This is a genomic window from Streptomyces sp. NPDC005492, from assembly GCF_040605995.1.
Taxonomy (GTDB): domain Bacteria; phylum Actinomycetota; class Actinomycetes; order Streptomycetales; family Streptomycetaceae; genus Streptomyces.
The window spans coordinates 36,649-60,742 of sequence record NZ_JBEXDX010000013.1 but is presented as its reverse complement, the minus strand read 5'-3'; the positions used below and the strand labels follow the sequence as shown (position 1 = coordinate 60,742).

The following is a 24,094-nucleotide window of genomic DNA, read 5'->3' as shown; positions in this document are numbered from 1 at the left end:
GCATGTCGGGCTCCGCCCGGGCCGCCGGAAACCGGCCGCGCCGCCATAGGGTGGCCCGATGCGTGCGCGGATCGGACGGATCGGGCTCAGGGACGTGGCGGAGCGCGCCGGGGTGTCCATGCGGACCGTGTCCAACGTGGTCCGGGGCACCGGGCGCTTCTCCGAGGACACCCGGGGCCGGGTGCTGCACGCGGTCGAGGAGCTGGGCTACCGCCCCAACACCGCCGCGCGCAGGCTGCGTACCGGCCGCAGCGGGGTCCTGCTGCTCGCCGTGCCCGAGTTGTCCATGCCGTACTTCGCGGAACTGGCCGGGCATCTGCTCCGCGAGGCGGCGGCACACGGCTGCACGCTCCTCGTCGAGGCGACCGGCGGCCATCCGGAGGCCGAGCTGGAGATCGCCCTGGGCCGCACCGACCCCCTCGTGGACGGCGTGATCCTGAGCCCGCTCACCCTGGACGACCGGGCCGCCGCGCGGGCGGAGGTGCCGCTGGTGCTGCTCGGGGAGCGGCTGCACGACCTGCCCTGCCCGCACGTCACCATCGACAACACGGGGGCGGCGCGCGAGGCGACGGCCCATCTGCTGGCCCGGGGGCGGCGCCGGATCGCGGTCATCGGTCGGCAGACCGTGCCGTACGCGGCGACCTCCGCGACGCGGCTCGCCGGGTACCGGGAGGCGCTCGCCGAGGCGGGGGTGCCCTACGACGAGACGCTCGCACCGGCGGTCGACGCGTACCACCGCGCCGACGGAGCCACCGCGATGCGGACCCTGCTCGATCTGGCCGAACCGCCGGACGCGGTGTTCTGTTTCGCGGACGCGATGGCGGAGGGGGCGCTGCACTCCGTGCGCGAGCGGGGGTTGAGTGTGCCGGGGGATGTCGCGGTGGTCGGTTTCGACGATGTGGAGGCGGCTCGGTACACGGCTCCGCCGCTGACGACGGTCGTGCCGGACAAGGGCGAGTTGGCCCGGCTGGCGGTGAAGGCGTTGCTGGAGCGGATAGACGGGGTGGAGGACGAGGAGGCGACGGTGCTGGTGGCGGGCCATCGTCTTGTCGTACGGGAGAGTTCCTAGCCGCGCACCGCTCCCGCCGTCAGTCCCGAGACGAACTGCTTCTGCAGCAGGACGTAGACGATCACCACCGGCGCCGAGGCTATGACAACTCCCGCGAACAGCAGGGGGTACTGGGTCAGGAACTCGCCCTGGAAGTTCAACAGGGCCAGGGGGAGCGTGCGGTGGTCGTCGGAGCGGATGAACAGGAGCGGGTAGAGCAGGTCGTTCCAGTCCATGACGAAGAGGAAGATGGCGGTCGTCGCCAGCGCCGGGCGGGTCAGGGGCATCGCGATCGAGTGGAACGCCCGCAGGGGGCCCGCGCCGTCCAACTCGGCTGCCTCGTACAGCTCTTCGGGGATCGAGCGGAGGAAGCCGCCGAGGATGAACACGGCCGTCGGGAGGGTCATCGTCGTGTCCACGATGACCAGGCCGAGCAGGCTGTCGGTGAGACCGAGGCGGTCGAAGAGGACGTACTGCGGGACGATCGCCGCCTGGGCGGGCACCGCGAGGCCCGCGACCAAAACGCCGAACACGATCCAGCTCACCCGGCCCGGCACCCGCGCGCAGAAGAACGCGGCGAGGCTCGCGACCACCAGGGTGAGCAGCACCGCGCCCGCCGTGACGACGGCGCTGTTGACGAACGCGGCGCCGAGGCCGCCCTCGTTCACCGCCCGCCGGTAGTTGTCCAGCCCGAGTGAACTCGGGGGCGAGAGGGGCGAGTCGAAGAGCTGCGGCAGGGTCTTGAAGGTGCCGAACAGGACGACCAGGAGCGGGAGTACGACGACGGCTGCGCCGAGTGTGAGGACGATCGGCCGTAGGGTCTTCGGCATCAGGTCACCCTCCGTATCGCCCGCCGCTGCACCCAGGTGAGGAGCGCGATGAGCGCCATGAACACCAGGGACTGGGCGGCCGCGTAGCCGAACTGGTTGTTGGAGAAGGTCGTGTAGACCCGGGTGGAGAGGATGTCGAGGGCGGGGGACGGCGGGTTGCCGCCGAGGCCCAGGACCAGGTCGAACGCCTTGAAGGACTGGACGGTGGTGTAGGCGACGACGATCCCGGTCGCCGGGGCCACGAGCGGCCAGGTGACATAGCGGAAGCGGGTCCAGGGGCCGGCGCCGTCCAGTTCGGCCGCCTCGTACAACTCCCTTGGTATCGCCTGGAGTCCGGCGATGAAGACGACCATCATCTGGCCCGCGTGGAACCACACCTGGGTGAGCGCCAGCCAGAACACGGCCGAACCCGGATTGCCGAGGTAGATGGACTGCCAGCCGCCCAACCCCACTGTTCTGAGTGCGGAGTTGAGCAGGCCGCCGTCCGGGTCGTAGACGAATCGCCACACGAACGCGACCGAGACCGAGGACAGGACCGTGGGGAGGAAGAAGACGGCCCTCAGGAGTGTGGAGGCTCGGGTGGTGCGGACCAGGTAGAGGGCGAGCAACAGGGCCAGGAGCGTCTGGGCGAGGACGACCGTGACCGTGAGCTTCAGGTTGTTCTCGGCCGCGTTCCTGAACGTGTCGTCGGCGGTGGCGAGTTGGGTGAAGTTGTGCAGGCCGACGCTGTGGTAGGTGGCGCTGTAGCCGTCCCAGTCGGTCAGGGCGTACTGGACGGCCTGGATCGTCGGGTAGGCGAAGAAGAACAGGTAGAGGGCGAGCGCGGGCACCGGGAAGAGCCACAGTGCCCGCGCCGTGCGCCTCCCCCGCCGGCTACGACCGCTTCTGGTCGATGACACGCTGGGCCTCCTCGGCCGCCTGCGCCGGCTTCTTGCCTCCTACGACGGCGACGGCCGCGTTCTCAACTGCCGTACGGATGTCCAGGTTGAGGAACTGGAAGCGCGGGGCGAGCAGGGTCTTCTTCGTCAGCCAGGGGGCTACGGCCTTGAGGTCCTTGTTGGTGTAGTCGACGCCCTGGACGGTGACGTGCTGGCCGGTGCCGTTGGCGTACGTGCCCGCGTTCGCCGGGTCGCTGAGGAACTCCAGAAAGGCGTAGGCGGCGGGCTGGACCTTGGAGGCGCTGTTCACGCCGAGGATGAAGGTGGTGTTGAAGACGCCCTGGTACTTGGCCTTCGCGGCGGTGGTGGTGATCGGCGCGATCAGGTCGAAGGGGAACTTCGCGCCGAGCGCGCGCACACCCGCCATCTGGAAGGAGCCGACCGCCAGCAGGCCCGCCTTGCCCTCGGCGAAGAGCTGGGTGACCGCGTCGGTGGTGGAGCCGGTGGCGCGGGCCTGGAAGTAGGGGGTCAACTGCCCGTACTGCTCAAGTGTCTTGAGGAACCAGTCGTCGGTCACCTTGTACTCGCCCGACTCGATCTTCGTGAACATGTCGTCGCTGGGCGCGTTGTTCATGACCATCGTGTTGAGCAGTTGGCCCGCGTTGGCGGTGTCGCCGCCCGGCCACGCGATCGGGGTGTAGCCCTTCGACTTGAGGTCGTCGAGGAGTTTCAGGAACCCGTCCCAGTCGGTGGGGGCGCTGGTGTGGCCCGCCTTGTCGAGGGCGTCCGTGTTGGCGAGCGGCATGTTGAAGACGAGCTGGTAGGGCAGGCCGTACTGAACTCCCTTGGTGGCGCCGGGAGTTATCAGGCTCGCCTGGTACTTGCCGACGACGTCCGCGCCGGTCAGCGGCGCGTACACACCCGCCTTCACGATCTGCTCGAACTGCGCGCCCCGGAAGGCGGTGAACAGGTCGCCGGTCTTCGAGCCCTGGATGCGGCGCAGCGCGGTGGACTGGTAGTCGGCGGACGGGGATATGTCCTGGTCGACGCCCGCGTCCGGGTACTTCTTCACAAACGCCTTGATCAGTCCGGCGATCACCGCCTTGTCCTCGGCCCGCCAGTGGGCGAAGGAGACGGTGCCCTTGACGGTGCCGGAGGTGGCGAGGGCGGAGGGTGAAGAACCGCTGTCGGTTCCGGAGGAGCCGCCGCCGGGTCCCGCGCAGGCGGCGAGTCCGAGGCCGAGTCCGGAGGCGGCGAAGAGACGGAGGGCGGCTCTTCTGTCGAGGGGACGGGTCATGGCTGGTCTCTCTTCCGTGAACGTGAACGCGAACGTGATCGTGAAAGGGGCTCAGACGGCGGCGAGTTGGCGGTCGAGCAGCGGCCGGACGCACTCCCCGAACCGGATCGCCTCCTCCAGGTGCGGCTGGCCGGAGAGGATGAAGTGTTCGATGCCGAGCGAGGCGAACTCCTCGATCCGCTCGGCCACTTGCTCATGGCTGCCGACCAGCGCGGTACCGGCGCCGGGCCGGACGAGACCGAACCCGGCCCACAGATTGGGGTGGATCTCCAGCCGGTCCGTCCGCCCACCGCTCAGCGCCGCCATCGCCCGCTGTCCCGCCGAGTCCGACCGCGCGAACCGCTCGTGCGCGGCCTGGATCGCGGCCGGATCGAGCGAGTCCAGGATTCGGTCGGCCTCGGCCCACGCCTCCTCGGCGGTGTCGCGGCTGATGACGTGCAGCCGGATGCCGTAGGACAGTTCGCGTCCCTCTGAGGCGGCCAGTTCCCGCACCCGGGCGATCTTCTTCGCCACGGCGGCCGGGGGCTCGCCCCAGGTGAGATACGTGTCCGCATACCGGGCCGCGACCGGGAGGGCGGCCTCGGAGGAGCCGCCGAAGAAGACCGGGGGTGCCTGAATCGGGGGCCTGCGCAGACGTCCGCCCGCGACCCGGTAGTGGGCGCCCTCGAAGTCGTAGGACTCCCCCGACCAGGCGGTGCGGAGCAGCCCCAGGAACTCGGCGGTGCGTGCGTAGCGCTCGTCGTGGGACAGGAAGTCGCCGTAGGCGCGCTGCTCGTCGGCGTCCGAGCCGGTGACGATATTGAGCAACAGGCGTCCGCCGGACAGGCGTTGGTAGGTGGCCGCCATCTGGGCGGCCAGCGGGGGTGCGATGACGCCGGGGCGGAAGGCGACCAGGAACTTCAGCCGGCTGGTCTGCGGGATGAGGGCGGCCGTGGTGAGCCAGGAGTCCTCGCAGTCGCTGCCGGTCGGGGTGAGCACGGCCTCGAAACCGGCCGACTCGGCGGCGCGGGCGACCTGACCGAGGTAGTCGAGCGTGGGCGGGCGGGTGGTGGAGCGGGACTGGAGGGAGTCGCGGGCGGTCACGCCGACCACATCGCGGTCGTCGCCGGTGGTGGGCAGGAACCAGTGCAGGCGCACGGTCATGGAGGTCTCCAACGGGAGGTGGAGCGGGGGTCCGGGAGAAAGCGGATGCAACGTTGAACCATGCCGAGGACAGCAGGTCGGAACGTGGCGGGGAAGGCGAAAAGGCGCCGGAAAAGACGCGCGGGGGCGCGTGGGGTCAGCTACACAGCGCGGTGGCGACCCTGAGCAGGTCGACGTGCGCGCGCTTCACAAGCTCGACACCGGAATCCATGGGGCGGGACTATACACATCGCAGGTGAAGAACGAGACGGGAGTCTCGTTGCGTGGACAGCGGGATTGTTGCGACCTCGTGGCGAGCGTGTGGCAGGGCTTCCGGCGGCCGGTTACCGGCGCGTAGAACACCGTGTCGTGAAGATCAGACACGGGGCGCTCCTGCTCGCCCTGACACTCGCCCTGCTGCTCCCCGCCAACCCTGCCCAGGCCGCCCCGCTACCGGACCCCATCGTCTTCGTGCACGGCTACTCGGCGCCCACCTCCGTCTGGGACGAGTGGATCGCCGACTTCGAGGCCGACGGCTACTCGGCCGACCGCCTGTTCACCTTCGGCTACGACAGCGCACAGTCCAACGCGACGACGGCCGCCGAACTCGGCGCCTACGTCCAGTCCGTGCGGGCCGCGACGGGCGCCGACAAGGTCGACCTCGTCACCCACTCGATGGGCTCACTCAACGGCCGCTACTACCTGAAGAACCTCGGCGGCACCCGCTACGTCGACGACTTCGTGTCCCTCGCCGGGCCCAACCACGGCAGCAGCACCGCCCTGTTGTGCGCCTGGCTGTACCCCTCGTGCGCCGAGATGGTGCCCGGCGGCGACTTCCTCACCGCGCTGAACGCGGGGGAAGAGACGCCGGGCGACATCGGTTACTTCACGTTCCGGTCCACGTGCGACGAGTACATCAACCCCGACGACAGCACGGTCCTGGAGGGGGCGGTGAACGCCACCTCCGGGTGCCGGACGCACAGTGACATGAACGACGACCACGAGGTGTACGAGCAGGTGCGGGCGGTGCTGAACTGACCATCTCCTTCAGGGCGTTACGGACGCAAGGTGTGCTCGCGCGCCTCGTCACCGACGTCGAGTCTCGCGTCGTACCTCGCGAGCGGCTTCGCCTGTGCGACGGTCGCGGCCGGGAGGCCGGCCCAGGCGAGGATGCGGGCGGTGGCCAGCGCGCTCTGGTCGGCGGTCAGGCCCGCGACGTTCGCGCCGTGGTTCATGCCGGGCGCGGTGAAGACGTACGAGTCGCGTGCACCCTTGCCTACCGCGAAGCGTTCCGCGCCCCACGGGTCGTTCTGGCCGTAGACGAAGAGCATGTGGTCGGCGTGGTGGCGGACCCAACTGTCCACGTCCCGCATCGCGCCCGGCCGGAACTTCATGGGGATGGAGCGGGGGACGAAGTTCCGGGGTGGCTGGTAGCCGTAGCGGAGGTACTTCTTCTCGATGTACGGGAACTGGATGGTGGGCGCGCCGAGTTGGGTGCCCGCCTGGTAGTAGTACGGGGTGTACGGGTCCAGGCCCTGGTCGGTGTAGAAGGAGAAGCCGGAGATCGTGTCGACCGAGGTCCAGATCTCGTCGTCGGTGGCGGTCGCCGCGTTCGCCGGGATGGTGTCGCAGTCGGAGAGCAGGCTGTACTGCCAGAAGCCCCAGACGTAGTCGAGGACGACGGCTTCGTAGGCCTTGTCGAGGCTGCCGACGGTGGTGAAGGTGTAGCCGTTGTCGGCGGCGTACTGCGCGTACTTCTGCTCCAGGGACTCCCTGCGCACCAGCGCCTCGCGCTGTACGGCGTCCAGGCGGTCGCGGCACTCCTTGGTGCCGACCTTGGTGAAGAAGCGGTCGTAGGCCGAATCCTCGTTGTTCACCACGTCGTTGGGGGCGACGTAGGCGACGACGCCGTCCATGTCACGGGGGTAGAACCGCTCGAAGTAGGTGGCCGTCATACCGCCCTTGGAGCCGCCGGTGGCGATCCAGTTCTTGGTGTAGACCGACTTGAGGGCCTTGAAGACGCGGTGCTGGTCGCTGGCCGCCTGCCAGATGTCGAGCTTGGACCAGTCCGCCGGGGCGGGGCGGGACGGGGTGAAGTAGCGGTATTCCAGGGAGACTTGGTTGGCGTCCGCGATGCGGGTGGGTTCGCTGCGGCTGGGGGTCGTGGAGACGTTGTAGCCGCTGGTGTAGAAGACCGTCGGGCGTGAGACGTCCTTGTGCAGCACGGTGATGCGCTGCTGGAACGTGCCCTTGGACGGGTGCCGGTGGTCGATCGGCTGGGTGTAGTTCAGGACGAAGTAGCGGTAGCCGGTGTACGGCTTCTCCTGGACCAGGCTCATGCCGGGTATCGCCAGCAGTTGATCCTTGATGTCCGTGGCCTGGCCGGCCTGGGCGGCGGTGGCCACCCCGGCCGTGCTCAGCGTGCCTATGAGCACGGTGAGCGCGAGCAGCCATCTGAGCGCCTTGCGCATGCAATCTCCCCTGTGAGGCAGTTGTGAAGCGGAAGCTATCGGAGCAACTTCCGTCACACCAGAGGAGGTTGTTGTTCAGCAGAGGATCCAGCCCGACCTGACCGAGCCGCCGCCGACCGCGCCCTCGACCCGCACGCACCGGTGACCGGCGTGCACGGTGACCGGGCCGGCCCGGCGGATGTACCGCCCCCTGTCGACGACCGGCCGATTACCGCGGGCCTGCACACTGACCGACATCACACGCTTCCCGCCGGCCTTCTCCGGGACGGTGTAGGCGCAGACGTAGCCGTTCCGCCGGAAGACATGGACGGTGCCGGTGTCGAAGGGAAGCGTCGCGACCCTGCGCCCCGGACAGACCGAGGCCGCCTGAGCGGTACCGGGGGCCGCGAGCGCGATCACCCCGGACGTGGCGAGCACAGCCATACCGAGCGCCACCCGCCGTCGTAGCGCACCCATGTCCACAGTCGTCCCTCCCGCACAGCAGCCGGACAGCGTACTGATGTACGGACGCAAGACGTATGTCCTACGGTTGCGCGCCGATCAGGCCACGGTGGCGGCTGTGTCCTCCCCCGAGGAAGGTCCCCACAGCTCGGCGTGGGCGTGTTGGGGCACGAGCAACGCCCTGACGGGCCTCCCGGCCACGCCGCGACAGCGGCATATCGGCACCGTGAAGCAGCGGCAGCCCCGGGCCCTGCCGGTCAGACGGCGGTCGCGGTTCCGCCCTCCCCGACGAAAACCACGCCGATCAGGCCACTGTCGCCGCCGCTTCCTCCCCCGATCAAGGTCCCCACAGCTTGGCGTGGGCGTGTTGGGGCGCGAGCAACGCCCTGACGGATCTCCCGGCCACGCCGCGACAGCGGCATATCGGCACCGTGAAGCAGCGGCAGCCCCGGGCCCTGCCGGTCAGACGGCGGTCGCGGTTCCGCCCTCCCCGACGAAAACCACGCCGAACAGGCCGCGGTCACCGCCGTGTCCTCCCCGACGAAGGTCCCCACAGCTCGGTGTGGGACCCGTGGGGCGCGGGCAGTGCCCTGGCGGGCCTCCCGGCCGCGCCGCGGTAGCGGCATATGGAGACCGTGAGACAGCGGCCCCGGGCCCTGCCGATCAGGCCGCTGTCGCCGGCTCGTCCTCGCCGATGAACGTGCGCCACAGGTCGGCGTAGTAGCCGTCCAGACCGAGCAGCTCCTCGTGGGTGCCGTCCTCCACGACCCTGCCGTGGTCCATGACGACCACCCGGTCCGCGCGGGCCGCTGTGGTCAGGCGGTGGGCTACCACGAGGGTGGTGCGGCGGCCGGCTAGGCGGTCGGTGGCCTGGTTGACCTGGGCTTCTGTGGCTAGGTCCAGGGCTGCTGTCGCCTCGTCCAGGAGGAGGATGTCGGGGTCCACCAGTTCCGCTCGGGCCAGGGCGATCAGTTGGCGTTGGCCGGCCGAGAGGTTGCGGCCGCGTTCGGCGACCTCGTGGAGGTAGCCGCCGTCCAGGGTCGCGATCATCTCGTGGGCGCCCACCGCGCGGGCCGCCGCCTCCACCTCGGCGTCCGTGGCGTCGGGGCGGCCGTAGGCGATGGCGTCGCGGACGGTGCCCTGGAAGAGGTACGCCTCCTGGGGGACGACCCCGAGGTGGTGGCGGTACGACGTGATGTCCAGGGAGCGGAGGTCCGTGCCGTCCACCGTCACACGGCCGCCGGTCGGGTCGTAGAAGCGGGCCACCAGTTTGACCAGGGTCGACTTGCCCGCGCCCGTCTCGCCGACGAAGGCGACCGTCTGGCCCGCCGGGATCGTCAACTCGACTCCCCCGATGGCCTCTTCGTCGTCACCGTATGCGAAGTGCACGTCCTCGAAGGCTATGTCGCCCCGGAGGGAGAGGACTTCCAACGGTTCCTCGGCCGCCCTTGTCGACGTCGGTTCCTGGAGCAGCTCCTGGATGCGGCCCAGGGAGACCGTCGCCTGCTGGTAGCCGTCGAAGACCTGGGAGAGCTGCTGGACCGGGGCGAAGAACAGGTCGATGTAGAGGAGGTAGGCCACCAGGGCGCCTGTCGTCAGCGTCGCGGCGTCCACCCTTCCGGCGCCCGCGATCAGGACGGACGCCGCCGCCACCGACGACAGCAACTGCACGAAGGGAAAGTAGATCGAGATCAGCCACTGGCCCCTGATACGCGCCGCGCGGTAGCTGCTGCTGCGTTCCGCGAACCGTCGGCCGCCATCCTTCTCGCGTCGGAACGCCTGCACGATCCGCAGCCCCGACACCGACTCCTGGAGGTCCGCGTTGACCAACGACACACGCTCACGGGCGAGTTCGTACGCCTTCACGCTCGCCCTGCGGAAGAAGAAGGTGGCGATCACGAGCGGGGGGAGGGTCGCGAACACGACCAGCGCCAGTTGTACGTCGATCACCAGCAGGGCGACCATGATGCCGAAGAACGTGACGACCGAGACGAAGGCCGTGACCAGGCCCGTCTGGAGGAAGGTCGAGAGGGCGTCGACGTCCGTCGTCATCCTCGTCATGATCCGGCCGGTCAACTCCCGCTCGTAGTAGTCGAGTCCGAGCCGCTGGAGCTGGGCGAAGATCTTCAGGCGGAGGGTGTAGAGGACGCGCTCACCCGTGCGTCCGGTCATCCTCGTCTCGCCCCGCTGCGCCGCCCACTGCACGATCACGCCGAGCAGCGCCAGCACCGACGCCGACCAGACCGCGCCCAGCGCCATCTTCGTCACGCCCTGGTCGATGCCGTGCCGGATCATGATCGGCAGAAGCAGGCTCATGCCCGCGTCCACGGCGACGAGGCCGAGGCTGATCAGCAGCGGGGCGCCGAAACCGCGCAGCAGCGGGCGCAGACCGTAGGAGTCCTCGGCGCGGACCGCCCGCGCCTCGTCGATGTCGGGGACGTCGGTCGCCGGGGGCAACGCGTCGACCTGGGCGAGGAGTTCGGGGGTGGCGGGCATCCCGGACAGCGCGGTGTCCTTGGGCTCGCGGTCACCGGTCCAGAGGTGGGGCGTGACCCCGCGCTCGGCGTCGAACTCCGCGTCCAGCTCCTCGCGTACGGAGGTGTCCTCCGCCGGTACGGCGGGCAGCGCGTGCCCGGGCGAGACGCCGCCGAGTTCGTCGGGGTCCGTGAGCAGGCGGCGGTAGAGGGGGGAGCGCTCCTGCAACTCATCGTGCGTGCCGATGTCGGCCAGCCGTCCGCCCTCCAGGACGGCGATGCGGTCGGCGAGGTTGAGGGTGGAGCGGCGGTGTGCGATCAGGAGGGTGGTGCGGCCCTGCATGACCTGTTTCAGGGCCTCGTGGATCTCGTGCTCGACGCGGGCGTCCACCGCCGAGGTCGCGTCGTCCAGGACCAGCAGGCGGGGGTCGGTGAGGATCGCGCGGGCGAGGGCGACGCGCTGGCGCTGGCCGCCGGAGAGGGTGAGGCCGTGTTCGCCGACCGTGGTGTCGTAGCCGTCGGGGAGTTCCTGGATGAACCGGTCCGCCTGGGCGGCGCGGGCGGCGGTCAGGATCTCGTCGTCGGTGGCGTCGGGGCGGCCGTAGGCGATGTTGTTGCGGACCGTGTCGGAGAAGAGGAAGGAGTCCTCGGGGACCAGGCCGATCGCGGCGCGCAGGGAGTCGAGGGTCAGCTCGCGGACGTCGTGGCCGCCGACGAGGACGGCGCCGTGGGTGACGTCGTAGAAGCGGGGCAGCAGGAGCGAGACCGTGGACTTTCCCGAGCCCGAGGAGCCGACGACCGCGAGGGTCTCGCCAGGGCGGATCTCGAAGCTGAGGCCGTTCAGGACCGGGCGGTCGTCGTCGTAGCCGAAGGAGACGTCGTCGAACTCGACCGTGGCCGGGGCGTCGGCGGGGAGTTCCTTTGTGCCGTCCGTCATCGAGGGCTCTGTGTCGATCAGTTCCAGGACGCGTTCGGTGCCCGCGCGGGCCTGCTGGCCGACCGTGAGGACCACGGCGAGCATGCGGACCGGGCCGACGAGCTGGGCGAGGTAGGTGGAGAAGGCGACGAACGTGCCGAGCGTGATGTGGCCACGCACCGCGAGCCAGCCGCCGAGGGCGAGCATGGCGACCTGGCCGAGGGCGGGGACGGCCTGGAGTGCGGGGGCGTAGCGGGCGTTCTGCCGGATGGTGCGCAGCCGGCCCGCGTACAGCCGACGGCCGACCTCGCGGAGCTTTCCGGTCTCCTGGTCCTCCTGGCCGAAGCCCTTCACCACGCGTACGCCGCTGACGGCGCCGTCGACGACTCCCGCGACGGCGGCGGCCTGGGCCTGCGCGTACCAGGTGGAGGGGTGCAGCTTGCTGCGGCTGCGCTTGGCGATGATGCCGAGGGCCGGGGCGACGGCCAGGGCGATCAGGGTCAGCGGCAGGGACAGCCAGGCCATGATCGCGAGGGAGATCAGGAAGAGCAGGACGTTCCCGATGGTCATCGGGAGCATGAACAGCAGGCCCTGGATGAGCTGGAGGTCGCTGGTCGCGCGGCCGACGACCTGGCCGGTGGACAGCTCGTCCTGGCGGCGGCCGTCGAGCCGGGTGATCGTGCCGTACATCTCGGTGCGCAGGTCGTGCTGGACGTCGAGGGCGAGCCGGCCGCCGTAGTAGCGGCGGATGTAGGTGGAGACGTAGACGACGAGTGCGGCGGCGATCAGGGCGCCCGCCCAGGGGGCCATGGAGCGGGTGTGGCCGCCGATCACGTCGTCGATGATCACCTTGGTGACCAGCGGGACCAGTGCCATCACCGCCATACCGGCGAGGGAGGCGCCGAGGGCGAGGACGACGTCCTTCGGGTACCGCCAGGCGTACCCGGCGAGCCTTCGGGCCCAGCCCTGTATCTCCCCCTGTTTCACTGCCACGCGGGTGCCTTCCGTTCGCCCTGATCATGGAGTCCCTGATCAGCCGGTCCTCCGGAAGACACCAACGCGCGATGAAGCGGATTTCATCCCTCCGCAACAACGGAAGGGCAGCGGTCCGTCAGACGCGGACCCGCAAGTAGTAGAAACGGGTCGTCTGCGTCGCGCCCTGGTTGTCGTCGCTGACCAGCAGCACCTTGAACCGGCCCTTCTCGCGGCCCGTGATCACCATGCCCTCGATGTTGTCGAGGAGCGGGTTCGGCTGCGGCTGCTTCGCGGTCGCGCCGAGGGACGGACAGTCGGCGATGTCCGCGAGCAGGGTCTTCTTGACGAGCCGGACGCCGGGCTGACCGGTGAGGGTGTCGATCCCGCTGGTGTCCGTCGCGTGGCGCGGGTCGGCCAGGTAGAGGCGGACGGTGTTGCCGACGCCGCTGGTGAAGCCGCGCTCCAGGACGAGGAGGCGGCCGTCGGGGAGGGCCTGCACCTCGGGGACGCCGAGGAAGGCGGCGTCTGTCTTGTAGGCGTACTGCGCGGCGAGCCTGAAGTGGTCGCCCTTGGTCCGGGTCCAGGTCTGGAAGCGGACGGCGCCCGAGGTGTCGCCCGCGATCGGGTACTCCATCGACGCGAGCAGGGTGTGGCCGCCGGGCAGCAGGGTCAGGCCCTCGAAGGTCTGGTTGGAGACGGCCCGGCCCGCGGGCGCGACCAGCAGCGAGGACGGGACCGGGAGGCGGTCGAGGATCTTGCCGTCGGTGGAGTAGCGGCGGATGGACGGCTCGGTCTCGGAGGTGATCAGCCGGGTGCCGTCGTGGTCGATGACCAGGCCCTCGGAGTCGAGGGCGGCGCCGTTCTCGTCCGCGAGCGCGACGACGCTCTTCGGCTGGAGGGTCTTCGCGTCCAGGTCGAACAGCGAGGAGCGGTCCTCCAGGGCGGCGAGCGAGCCGTCCTTGTCCAGCGCGAGGGCGGAGAAGTTGCCGACGAAGGTGCCGTCGAACGTCGTCTTGTCGAGCGCGTCGGAGAAGCGGTCGATCGAGACGGAGGACGAACAGGCGTTGGTGGTACGGGAGTTGCTGGTGGCGTTCGCGGGCCCGGCGGCGGTCAGGCAGGTGGCCGCCGCCAGGCCGGCGGTCGCGGTCGCGATTACGGTTCTCAGGCGCATGCCGGTCACCGTAGGACGGGTGGGTGACGGGCGGGAGACCTGCCAGTTAAGCGAGATCTTTGTGAATCGCCTTTGCGACGCCCTGGATCGTCGTGATGCCGTAGCTCATCGTGCTGTTGTCCTGGGTGAGCACGCTCATCATGTAGTCGTGGCCGCCGCCGTTGAAGGTGCCCAGGCTGTGGACGCGCCAGCCGTGCGTGGACCGTTGCAGCCAGCCGTTCTTGACGTGCACGGTGACGGTCGACGGGGCGCCGTACGGGGTGCCCCAGCGCTGGCCGGCGATGACCTTGTTCATCAACTTCAGGATGTAGGCACGGGAGTTGTCGCTCAGCACCGAGTTCTTGGCGGTGACCAGCTTGAGCAGCTTCTGCTCGTCGGTCACCGTCTCCTGGGTCAGGCCCCAGTAGTTGTTCGCGCCCGGCTTGGTCTGGGTCATGCCGGCCGCGGTCAGGAAGCCCTTGATCTTCGTGAGGCCCAACTGCCTCCACAGGGTGGAGGTCGCGGTGTTGTCCGACTTGGTGATCATGGCCGTGGCGAGGCTGGTCTCGCGGCTGGTCAGATAGCGGTTGTGCTTCTTCGCGTCCCACAGCAGCGTGGCGAGGACGGTCACCTTGACGGTGCTGGCCGAGTCGTAGGCACTGGTCGCCCGCAGGGTGCAGGTGGTCTTGGTGGTGCGGTCGTAGAGGCCGACCGCGACGGTTCCCTTGCGGGTCGCGAGGGCGGCGGTGATGTCCTTCTTCAGCTTCGCGGCGAGGCCGGCCTTGGCGGACGTACAACTGACCGTCGGGGTGGCCGCGGCAGCCGGCGTCGCGGCGGCCAGCACGGGTATGAGCACCGCGGCGCCCGTGCCGACCGCCAGCACTCTGGCTCGGCGGGATGTCCTGTGAGTCCTGTGAGTCATGCAGGAGTTGACTCACAGGAAGGCACGAAAGGTTGTACGGGTTGGGGAACGGTTGCACGACGCGTTACCCGGGCCTTTGCGAATTCACAGCCGAGCACAAGGTCGGGCACAGCACCTACCCACCCTGTCTTCGCACCATGGCCGGGTGACATCTGCCACCGATCCACACCCCCACACCGACCCCGCGTCCGCCGACTGGCCGCCGCCGGCTCCACCCGAGGCGGCGCCGGAGAAGGCGCCCCGCTGGTCGCTGCCCGCGCTGCTCGCGATCATGGTCCTGGCCGCCGTGCTGTACTCCTGGAACCTGACCGGCTCCAGCCTCAACAGCTTCTACAGCAGCGCCGTATACAGCGGCACGCAGAGCTGGAAGGCCTGGTTCTTCGGCTCGCTGGACGCGGGCAACTTCATCACGGTCGACAAGCCGCCCTTCTCCCTGATGGTGATGGGCCTGTCGTGCCGGATCTTCGGCTTCGGCACCTGGCAGATGATGCTGCCGGAGGTCGCCGCCGCGCTCGGCACGATCTGGATCCTGCACTCGTCCGTGAAGCGGTACTTCGGCCACGTGGCCGCGACGATCGCCGCGCTCGTGCTCGCGCTGACCCCGATCACCGTCGCCATCAACCGGGACAACAACCCCGACACCCTCCTCGTCCTGCTGATGGTGGCGGGCGCGGCCCTCGGTCTGCGCGCCGTGCGCACCGAGCGCCTGCTGCCGCTGATCGGCTCCGCGGTCTGCTTCGGCTTCGCCTTCAACACCAAGCTCCTCCAGGGCTACATCGCGCTGCCCGCCGTCTTCGCCGTCTACCTGTTCGCGTCGAAGCTCGGCTGGAAGAAGAAGCTGGTCCAACTGGCCCTGGCGACAGTCGCGTTGGCCGTCTCCAGCTTCTGGTGGGCCACGGCCGTCTCCCTCGTCCCCGCCGCCGACCGCCCCTACATCGGCGGCTCGACGGACGGCACGGCCTGGGACCTGATCATGGGCTACGACGGCTTCGGCCGCGTGTTCGGCGGCGAGGGCAACGGCGGCGGAGGCGGCGCCGGGGGTGGTGGCGGCGGTACGTTCGCCGGCACCGCGGGCCTCGGCCGGATGTTCAACGACATCCTCGGCGGCCAGATCTCCTGGCTGCTGCCCTTCTCGGCCGTCGCCCTGATCGCCGGCCTGGTCCTGGTCGGCCGCGCCCCGCGCACCGACCCGACGCGCGCCGCGCTGGTCATGTGGGGCGGCTGGACCCTGCTGCACTACGTCACCTTCAGCATGGCCCAGGGCACGATGCACCCGTACTACACGACCGCGCTCGCCCCGGGCATCGCGGCGCTGTGCGGTGGCGGCGGCGTCATGCTGTGGCGCGCCTTCCGCGGCGGCGACGCCCGCTGGTCCTGGGTCCTGCCGGCCGGCCTCGCGGTCACCGGGATCTGGGCGATCGTGGTGCTGCGCCGGGCCTCCGGCTGGAACACCTGGCTGTGGCCGACGGTCGGTGTGCTGATGGTCCTCGCGATCGTGGGCCTGTTCGTCTTCCGCACCGGTTCGGGCAACCGGGCCCGGCTGCTGACCGCGTCCGTGGTGGCCGCGATCATCGCCGCGCTCGCCGGTCCGACGGCGTACGCCGTGACTCCGGCCGCCTCCAGCGGCTCCGGCGGCGGCATGGGCGGCACCAACCCGACGGCCGGTCCGTCCACGGGCGGCGGCATGGGCGGCGGCCCGGGCGGCGGCACCCGCGGCGGCTTCGGCGGCGGCGAGGGCGGTCCCGGCGGCAGCCAGGCCAACGGTGAAGCTCCCGGCGGGATGACCCCGGGTGGCGGCGGCACGGGTGAGCTGCCGCAGGGCGGCGGAGCACCGAGCGGGGCGCCGAGTGGCGCGGCGGGCGGTGCGGCCGGTGGTCAACCGGGCGGTACCACCGGGGAGTTCCCCGGTGGCGGTACGGCGCCCGGTGGCACCGGTACGGCTCCGGGCGGCGACACCGGCAGCACCGGCGGTACGCGCGGCGGTTTCGGCGGCGGCGGTGGCGGCATGGGCGGCACCACGTCCAGCGCGCTGATCTCGTACCTGGAGAAGCACCAGGACGGCGCCAAGTGGCTGCTCGCGGTGTCCAATTCGCAGAGCGCGGGCCAGCTGATCCTCAGCACCCACAAGCCCGTCATCTCCATGTGGGGCTTCACCGGCTCCGACCAGGCGATGACCCTCGCCAAGCTCAAGGAGCTGGTGAAGAAGGGCGAGTTGCACTACATCCAGCTCGGCGGCGGTGGCATGGGCGGCAACAGCACCCTGAACACCGAGATCACCGCATGGGTGCAGAAGAACGCGACGGCGGTGAAGGAGAGCGCGTACGACAAGAGCGCGACGGCGGAGACGAGTTCGAGCTCCTCGACCTCCACCACCAACACGTCGACGCTGTACCGGCTGGACCCGTCGGACGTGAAGTGACACCGGCGTAGGCGAACCGCCCACCGCCCCAACGGCCCCCGACCACACGGTCGGGGGCCGTTTTTAACATTCCGTTAACCACCAATACCTCATGTCCATGCCACCCTCCCTGTGCCGCCTAATCAACCCGCGTAGATGGGAAACTCTTTATGCTGGCGCCCCACATACGGCACTGGAGGTCGGTCGCGCTGGCGACGGCCGCCGTCCTGGTCGGTCTCACCGCCCCCACACTGACGGCCACCCCGGCCGCCGCCACGACGACCGCGTACGACTCGACGTACTACAAGAACGCGGTCGGCAAGACCGGCACGAGCCTGAAGTCGTCGCTGCACACGATCATCAGCACCGGCGTCACGAAGATCTCGTACGCCGCGGTCTGGAACGCCCTCATGGCCACCGACCAGGACCCGAACAACAGCAACAACGTGATCCTGCTGTACAGCGGTGTCTCCCGCGCCAAGTCCCTCAACGGCGGCGACGTCGGCGACTGGAACCGCGAGCACACCTGGGCCAAGTCGCACGGCGACTTCGGCGAGGTGACCGGCCCGGGCACCGACCTGCACCACCTGCGTCCCGCCGACGTCCAGGTCAACAGCATCCGCGGCAACCTGGACTTCGACAACGGCGGCAGCGCGGTCACCAACGGCGGCGGCAGCACCGTCGACTCGGACTCCTTCGCGCCGCGCGCGGCGGACCGGGGCGACGTGGCCCGCATGATCCTCTACATGGCCGTGCGCTACGAGGGCGACGACGGCTTCGCCGACCTGGAGCCCAACGAGAAGGTGGGCAACGGCAGCAACCCCTACATGGGCAAGCTCTCCGTCCTCAAGGCCTGGAGCGAGGCGGATCCGCCCAGCGCCTTCGAGGAGAAGCGCAACCAGGTCATCTACGACACCTACCAGCACAACCGGAACCCGTTCATCGACCACCCGGAGTGGGTCGAGGCGATCTGGTAGGCCGCACTGCCGCTGAACTCCCGTACATACTGCGGGAGTTCAGCCCCCTACCGAATATCACCCATCCAGAGTCGCCGCCCCAGCTCGTCAAGGTCGTCCCGCCGACCCTCGTACTCGGGCAGGGCGCTCCGCAGCAGCCGCCAGAAGTCCTCCCGGTGACCGGACACCTTCACGTGAGCCAGTTCGTGTGCGATGACGTAGTCGATCAGATGCATGGGCAGTTGGAAGAGCGGCCACCCGAGACTCATCAGGCCCTTGTCTTCCGAGCCGTCCTGCGGCGGTCGATATGATCCCCATCGCGCCCCCAGGTCCCGTACCTCAAGTTCCGGCTCGGTCACACCCATGCGGGCTGCCCAAGGCTGAAGCCGCTGTCCCGTCCAGTTCCGGCCGGCCCGGCAGTACCAGTCGACAAGCGCTGCCCGCCCCGCCTGCGGCTCCGCCGCCAGATCCGGGCCCATGACAAGGCGCCCGGCGATCAGCCGGACGCCTCCGGCCGCCCCCTCCTCACCGGATACAGCCAGCCGATACGTGCGCCCCAAGTAGCGGAAGGCCTCTCCGTCAGCGAGTTGTTTGGCGGGGCTGAGCGGGCGGACACGCTCTCGCTCCCGCCGCTTGGTCAGCAACCAGTTGTGGTGGGCTCGCACGAACTGCTCCGCCTCGGCCGTCGAACGTCCGGCAGGGGCATGCAGGGTGAGGGTCGCGTCAGGCTCGACAGTCAGCGCGAACCTTTTCCTGCGGGCGCTGGCACGTACTCGCAGAGACAACCCGTCCACTGTGAGCAGAGGTTCGGGGGCGAAGTACGTCGAAGGATCAGCAGGCGCGGTCACCGGCCTATTCTCCCCTCGCCCTGCCCCGAAACTGCCGAAGGTTGTCCTGCGCGAAGGACGCCAGGCGCTGGGCCACGTTCTCCAACGGAGCCCAGTCCGCGCCAACGGGCCGGACACCGCCGCTGAGCAGGACCTCATGAAGGTCACCGGCCAACATGCTGATGTCCTGGTGCTGCCCTTGGTACGACGCCCTGGCCATGGCCCGGGTAGCCACGTCGCACACCTTGCCCGTGAGTTGTCTGACGTCGCCGCCACCGGCCAGCGTGACCCCGGGACTGTCTTCCAGGATCTGTTCCAGCAGCCGGTACATCCTCTGTTCGAGCGGCGTGAGACCGGCGAGTTCCGGGGATTCCTCCCGCTCCTGCCTGGCCTCCTCTATTAGCGGACCGAACTCCTCGATCTGCTCGTCGAAGCGGCCCGGCATCGTACGCAGGATCTCTTCCAGGCGCTGGGAGAGCCGCTCGTACTTCGCGGGGTCCTCCCGCTTCGTCCGCTCCTCCAGATGGAAGCGGAGCGCGTGCCCCATCTCCGCAGCGGCCTCCCGCGACGGCAGCCGCCGCACGACGTCATCGAAGGTGAGCGCGGTGAGCGAGACCGGCGGGATGATCTGGTCGATCTCCGGGCCCTCAAGGTGGTCGGCGATCATGGCCCGGACCTTGCGGCCGTACCGGCGCAGTGTGAACGTACCGCCCTCGTCGTCCCGGCACAGGCGCCGCACCCGCTTCTGGAGCAGGCTCCAGCGCCTGGCGTCCGCGACGTAGTCGAGAGCGCCCTCGTGCGGGAGGACACGCTCAAGGGTGGCGAGGAACTCGTGCAGTACCTCGTCGAAGTCGAACCGCAGAGCTTCGTCTTGCAGCGCGACGGCCGCGGGCCCCAGCTTGGCGAGCTGGTCAAGCTCCGCGTCCTCGATGCCGTTCTGCCGCAAGAAGTCGCGGACGTTCTGGGCAGCGGGCCCGAGGTTGTCCACTTCGTCGGACAACTTGCGCATGGTGTCGGTGACATCGGCGTCCCGGTACCCGGCGAGCGCGCTGGAGAGGTGCTCGAAGACGCCGTAGTAGTCGACGACGTAGCCGACCTCCTTACCGGGCGACGTGCGGTTGACACGCGCGACGGCCTGGAGCAGCTCGGCGTCACGGATGGGCCGGTCCAGGTAGAGCACCTGCTCGCGCGGAGCGTCAAATCCCGTGAGCAGCATGGACTTTACGATCAGAAAGGCGATGGGACTGTCGGAGTGCACGGGGTCGGGTACTGAGCCGGCGAGGGGCGTCGGCTCGCTGTTCGCGGCATCGGACCACGGGGCGTTCATGCCGCCGGCCGGTCCGGTGGGCGGCATCGGGGCTTGCGGCGGGTTGAAGGGGGTCACGGCGACCCACTCCGGATCGGGCGCCAGCTCGGGGAACGCCTTCTGGAAGCGTTCGGTGTACGCCTCCTGGCGACCGGCGTCGGTCCACTCCCGCCACTCCCCCCGCTTGTGACCCGACCCCGGCGAGATGACCGGCACGAAGTCGATCCGCCGCAGCAACGCCCGGAACTGGTGGGCCTGGTGCAGATAGCGCAGCCTGCCGGACAACTGCTCCAGCGGGGTCCCGGCCACCGACTCCGGGTCGAACTCGGCCAGTTCGGAGAGGAGTTCGTCCCGAGCCCTGCGGAGAGCGTGGTGATACTGGACGGCCGCCTTCCTGCTGACCGCCGCCACCTGCGCCTTGAAGCCGCCGGGCAGCACAGTGGTCACCCAGTGCTCCAGCATGTCCACGGCCTTCGCCTCGATCATGGGAGCGGACTCGGCGACGTCCCGTTCGGTGGGCCAGCGCTTGAGCAGCGCGGCGCGCTCCTCCGGAGTGCGGTCCCGGACGAGGTCGTCGAACCCCTCGTCGAGGACATCCCCGTCACGGACCTCGCCCTCCCCGGTCCGCCCCTCGTAGCGGATACGGACCACGACACCGTCGTACTCGGCGTCCTCCATCCGGTACTCGTCGAGGAAGCCCCGCGGCGAGTCGCCCCGCCCGAAGATCCGGCGCGTGTCCTCCTCCTGCCCGGTGATGATCGGCGTACCCGTGAACCCGATCTTGGCGGCGTTCGGGATCGCCTTGCGCAGGGCGGCGTGCAGGATGCTGGTGTGCGAGCGGTGCGCCTCGTCGACGAGGACGAGGATGTCCGGCGAGATGTTGCATTCGGGGAAGTCCGGTACAGGTCCCTGGGTTTCGGCCTGCTCTCCTTCTCGGGCCTGCTCGCCCTCCCCGACCAGGTCCCGGTCGTCCCCGCTGCCTTCCGCTTCCCCGGCGAAGGTGAACCCGTTCCCGTACTTCTGGATCATCCCGAAGACGACACGCCGCCCACCGTCCCGCAGCAGCCCTTCCATCTGCGTCCGGGTCTTCGCCGTCTCGACATCGGACTCGCTGAGCTTCAGCGTCCGGGAGAGCTGGGTCTGCAACTGGGTGCGGTCGGTCACCACGACCACCATGAACTCGCTGAGCCGGTGGTGCAGATGAACCCGGCGCACCAGGAACGTCATGGTCAGCGACTTGCCGGAACCCTGCGTGTGCCAGATGACACCGCCACGCTCGTCATCCGTGTCCCGCCCCGCACGAGCCCGCCCGGTCAGCAGCCTGTGCACGGCCTTCTCGGCCGCCCGGTACTGCTGATGGCGGGCGACGGCCTTGACGGTCCGCACAGCCCCGCCGTCCGCCCCCGACTCGACAGCCATCGGGATCACGTAGTGCCGTACGACGTTGAGCAGACCGGCCGGCCGCAGCACCACACCGACGAGCTTCTGCTGCTCGCCGAGCGACGCGGGTGCGGATTCGGACGCGCCCGAGACGGCGTCCGCGAGCAGCCCGGCGGTACGCAACTCCCGTCGCAGCACGCTCTCCTGCTCAGGTTCGACACTGCGCCACGGGTGGAAGTGCTCGGGCTCGGAGGTGACGGTACCCAGGTGTGCGGTCTCGCCGGTCGCGGCGACGAGGAGTTGCACGGTCCGGAACAGTTCCGGGACACCGGCGGGGACCAGAGTATCGGTGGCGTCGAAGTCCGGGACGGGATTCCCTGCGTAGTACCGAAGATCGAGTACGGCACTACGGACTGGCTCGGCGAGATCGGCGCTCTTGCATTCGACGGCGACGAGCGGGATGCCGTTCACGAAGAGGACGAGGTCGAGTATCGACAGCTCACCGGAACGGCTGCGCACGCGGAGCTGGTCCACGACGGTGAAGGTGTTGCGCGCGAGACGGTCCGGGTGCCACTCGACGTACTGGACGGTGGCGGACGGTCCACCGTGTGCGGCGGAGGGCGAGGGAAGCGTCCAGCCGTGGAGCAGCATGTCGGTGGCGGCGAGATTCGCGTGGACGATGCCCTTGCCGAGGGACAGGGAGGCAAGCTCGCCGACCACCCGCCGAATGTCGTCCTCACCCATCCAGGGCCGACCATCACTGCCACGGACGTTGATCCGCCGCAGCGCGGGCGCCAGTTGGTCGACGAGCAGCGGCACGGCGGCGTCAAGCGTGTCCACCTCCACGCCCGGGACGTGCGTCCACCCCATGGCCTCCAACTGCGCGACGAACGGTCGCTCCACCTCGTCCCGCTCGACGTGCACCACCACAGCCCCGCGCCTCCCCGTACGTCCCGCTGTTCCCCGGAGATCCATTCTGCGCCCGGGGGCGGGGCAAGGGGAGGGTTCCGGACAGAGCGGCGCGAGGCTGTGCGTGCGCACGTAGACGGCTATGCGGTGGTACGTCCGCACGCTCACCGGGGAGTACGGGTGAGGCGCCGGTGTCCTTCTCGTCGGTGGCCTCGTCGTCGTAGGAAACGGGGAGGCGGGCACCCCTGCTCCGGGCGACGCGATGCACGTCGTGGAGCGATTCGGTCAATCGGGCAGCGAGGAAACGGAGTTGGGGCGCCGTGGCCTTGCTGTCACCAAGGAGGTCAGCAGCATGTTCGAGAAGGTCGTCGGCCATGTCCAGCTGTACGGCTTCGACGTTGTCGGCGATGCGGGAGAGACGACTGGTGCCGGTGTCGTCGGTGAGGAGGTAGCAGGGGTTGCCGTCGAGGTTGGACCAGGGGAGGAGACGGGGCTGGCTGGCCGTGGTGGCCAGGCCGGCGGCGGCGTGGCTCACGTACATCATGCGGCGGCCATCTCGATGCGGTGAATCCGGCGCGGGCCGACGTCGACACCGTGAACGGCAAGCCAGAGGGCTCGACGCCGGGTGCGTTGATCGCTCGGCGCATGTGCAAGAGGCGCCGTCGCTGAACACCACGCAAGCCGTCGGGAGTTGAAGACATGGCACGGAAACGCACCCCAACCCCGCCCTGGACAACCTGCTTGAACAGGCACGATGGACCAGGACCCAGCTCGCACAGCAGGTGAATCACCTCGGTCCCCAGACAGGACTCGACCTGACGTACGACCGGACCGCAGTCACGCACTGGATCGCAGGGGTTCAGCCAAAGCCTCAGGTCAGGGCTCTGATCGTCGAGGCCTTCTCGGCCCGGCTCGGACGCCCCGTCACCCATGCGGAAGCTGGCCTGCAACCCGCACCGTCGCTCACAGGGTCCCAAAACGCCGACACTGTCGAGGAGTTGATCGACCTCGGAAGGGCAACCATGGATCCGTCCCGCCGCAGCATGCTGACCGCCACGGTCTTCTCTGCCGCGCTGTCCGTTCCCGTGTTCACCCTCCCCGCGCGAGCGGCGGATAAATCGGTGACGCCTGGCAAGAGAACCGTTCCCATTGGTTCTTCACAGGTGCAGTCGATCCGCACCATGACCGACCGGATCGCGGAGATTCTCGACGAACTCGGTGCCGGGCACGCGTTGCCCATGGCGTCCGCGTTCCTCGTCAATACCGTCGGCCCCTGGCTCCAGGCACAAGCCACGGAACCCGTCCGCAAGGGCATGCTGGCCGCCGCGTCCGAACTCACGTATCTGACCGGCTGGATGGCCATGTACGAGAAGGCCCACGGCCTTGGGCAGCGCTACTACGTGCAAGCCCTCCGACTGGCCCGCGAGGCGACGACCACCTCACCTACTGTAGAACCCTGCGCGGCATGTCCCTCCAGGCATCCAGCCTCGGGCACGGCCCCAAGGCTCTGGAACTCTCGGACTCGGCAGCAGAAGCGCACGCGCCTGACCACGGTGAAGGATTACGAACGCGATGACTGAACTGATCACCGCAAACGCTACCCCGCTGAACGGTTGGCGGAAATCTTCCTACAGCGGCAGCGAGGCCAGGAGCAGCTTGAGGGTCTTGGGCCACCACCCCGCAGGCGTCCTAACCCGCGATTCCAAGGCCCAGACCTGCCCGACCTCGCTCTTCTCCTAGCCGAACTGGTCTTCTTTCGTCACCGCAGTCAAGGAGGGAAACCTCACTGCCTTA

18 protein-coding genes and 1 pseudogene are annotated in these 24,094 nt (G+C 69.3%); 6 read left to right on the top strand and 13 right to left on the bottom strand.

Features of this window, described 5'->3' with window-relative positions; all coding sequences use genetic code 11:
• Positions 1–58 precede the first annotated feature (58 nt).
• A complete protein-coding gene (locus tag ABZT04_RS19610; RefSeq protein ID WP_356057912.1) occupies positions 59–1,069 on the top strand; it encodes a LacI family DNA-binding transcriptional regulator in 1,011 nt (336 codons plus the stop codon).
• On the opposite strand, the gene ABZT04_RS19605 is transcribed toward ABZT04_RS19610, so the two are convergent.
• From ABZT04_RS19605 to ABZT04_RS19585, 5 genes are all read right to left on the bottom strand, one after another.
• A complete protein-coding gene (locus ABZT04_RS19605) occupies positions 1,066–1,878 on the bottom strand; it encodes a carbohydrate ABC transporter permease (RefSeq protein ID WP_356057911.1) in 813 nt (270 codons plus the stop codon). The two genes, ABZT04_RS19610 and ABZT04_RS19605, sit on opposite strands and share 4 nt — an antisense overlap.
• Entirely contained in the window at positions 1,878–2,777 is a 900-nt protein-coding gene (locus ABZT04_RS19600) for a sugar ABC transporter permease (RefSeq protein ID WP_356057910.1), read from the bottom strand. Before ABZT04_RS19600 ends, ABZT04_RS19605 begins: the two co-directional genes overlap by 1 nt.
• Entirely contained in the window at positions 2,752–4,053 is a 1,302-nt protein-coding gene (locus ABZT04_RS19595) for an extracellular solute-binding protein (RefSeq protein WP_356057909.1), read from the bottom strand. Before ABZT04_RS19595 ends, ABZT04_RS19600 begins: the two co-directional genes overlap by 26 nt.
• A gap of 51 nt (positions 4,054–4,104) precedes the next feature.
• A complete protein-coding gene (locus ABZT04_RS19590; protein ID WP_356057907.1) occupies positions 4,105–5,196 on the bottom strand; it encodes an LLM class flavin-dependent oxidoreductase in 1,092 nt (363 codons plus the stop codon).
• Between the two features lie 136 nt (positions 5,197–5,332).
• Positions 5,333–5,407, bottom strand: coding sequence for a putative leader peptide (locus ABZT04_RS19585; RefSeq protein WP_355873567.1), 75 nt, complete (start codon positions 5,405–5,407; stop codon positions 5,333–5,335).
• Between the two features lie 137 nt (positions 5,408–5,544).
• Here ABZT04_RS19585 and ABZT04_RS19580 point away from each other — a divergent pair, with 137 nt between their 5' ends.
• Complete coding sequence (locus ABZT04_RS19580; RefSeq protein WP_356057906.1) at positions 5,545–6,213, top strand: alpha/beta fold hydrolase; 669 nt, start codon at positions 5,545–5,547, stop codon at positions 6,211–6,213.
• A 17-nt stretch (positions 6,214–6,230) separates the two neighbouring features.
• Here the strand turns inward: ABZT04_RS19580 and ABZT04_RS19575 are convergent, their stop codons facing one another.
• The 5 genes from ABZT04_RS19575 to ABZT04_RS19555 all read right to left on the bottom strand — a co-directional run bounded on the left by ABZT04_RS19575 (position 6,231) and on the right by ABZT04_RS19555 (position 14,524).
• A complete protein-coding gene (locus ABZT04_RS19575) occupies positions 6,231–7,646 on the bottom strand; it encodes a S28 family serine protease (RefSeq protein ID WP_356057905.1) in 1,416 nt (471 codons plus the stop codon).
• 75 nt (positions 7,647–7,721) lie between these two features.
• A complete protein-coding gene (locus ABZT04_RS19570) occupies positions 7,722–8,102 on the bottom strand; it encodes a hypothetical protein (RefSeq protein WP_356057904.1) in 381 nt (126 codons plus the stop codon).
• A gap of 648 nt (positions 8,103–8,750) precedes the next feature.
• The gene (locus ABZT04_RS19565; RefSeq protein WP_356057903.1) at positions 8,751–12,470 is read right to left on the bottom strand and encodes an ABC transporter ATP-binding protein; all 3,720 of its coding nucleotides are present in this window, start codon (positions 12,468–12,470) and stop codon (positions 8,751–8,753) included.
• 118 nt (positions 12,471–12,588) lie between these two features.
• A complete protein-coding gene (locus ABZT04_RS19560; protein WP_356057902.1) occupies positions 12,589–13,623 on the bottom strand; it encodes an esterase-like activity of phytase family protein in 1,035 nt (344 codons plus the stop codon).
• Positions 13,624–13,669: 46 nt separating this feature from the next.
• Positions 13,670–14,524, bottom strand: a complete 855-nt coding sequence (locus tag ABZT04_RS19555) for a serine hydrolase (RefSeq protein ID WP_356057900.1) — start codon at positions 14,522–14,524, stop codon at positions 13,670–13,672.
• A 145-nt stretch (positions 14,525–14,669) separates the two neighbouring features.
• On the opposite strand from ABZT04_RS19555, the gene ABZT04_RS19550 reads away from it, so the two are divergent.
• A complete protein-coding gene (locus ABZT04_RS19550) occupies positions 14,670–16,943 on the top strand; it encodes a glycosyltransferase family 39 protein (protein WP_356057899.1) in 2,274 nt (757 codons plus the stop codon).
• A gap of 149 nt (positions 16,944–17,092) precedes the next feature.
• The gene (locus ABZT04_RS19545) at positions 17,093–17,899 is read left to right on the top strand and encodes an endonuclease (RefSeq protein WP_356057898.1); all 807 of its coding nucleotides are present in this window, start codon (positions 17,093–17,095) and stop codon (positions 17,897–17,899) included.
• Positions 17,900–17,946: 47 nt separating this feature from the next.
• Here the strand turns inward: ABZT04_RS19545 and ABZT04_RS19540 are convergent, their stop codons facing one another.
• From ABZT04_RS19540 to ABZT04_RS19530, 3 genes and pseudogenes are all read right to left on the bottom strand, one after another.
• Positions 17,947–18,672 carry a SprT family zinc-dependent metalloprotease gene (locus ABZT04_RS19540; protein ID WP_356058081.1) on the bottom strand — a complete coding sequence of 242 codons (726 nt, stop codon included), beginning with the start codon at positions 18,670–18,672 and terminating at the stop codon, positions 17,947–17,949.
• 58 nt (positions 18,673–18,730) lie between these two features.
• Positions 18,731–22,321, bottom strand: coding sequence for a type I restriction endonuclease (locus tag ABZT04_RS19535; protein ID WP_356057897.1), 3,591 nt, complete (start codon positions 22,319–22,321; stop codon positions 18,731–18,733).
• 211 nt (positions 22,322–22,532) lie between these two features.
• Positions 22,533–22,844 (bottom strand): annotated as a pseudogene (locus ABZT04_RS19530) (hypothetical protein); the annotation flags it as partial.
• Between the two features lie 238 nt (positions 22,845–23,082).
• Between ABZT04_RS19530 and ABZT04_RS19525 the strand changes: the two are divergent.
• Together ABZT04_RS19525 and ABZT04_RS19520 are read left to right on the top strand one after the other, a co-directional pair.
• Positions 23,083–23,880, top strand: a complete 798-nt coding sequence (locus ABZT04_RS19525) for a hypothetical protein (RefSeq protein ID WP_356057896.1) — start codon at positions 23,083–23,085, stop codon at positions 23,878–23,880.
• A complete protein-coding gene (locus ABZT04_RS19520; RefSeq protein WP_356057895.1) occupies positions 23,873–24,040 on the top strand; it encodes a DUF397 domain-containing protein in 168 nt (55 codons plus the stop codon). Before ABZT04_RS19525 ends, ABZT04_RS19520 begins: the two co-directional genes overlap by 8 nt.
• The last annotated feature ends 54 nt before the right edge of the window (positions 24,041–24,094 follow it).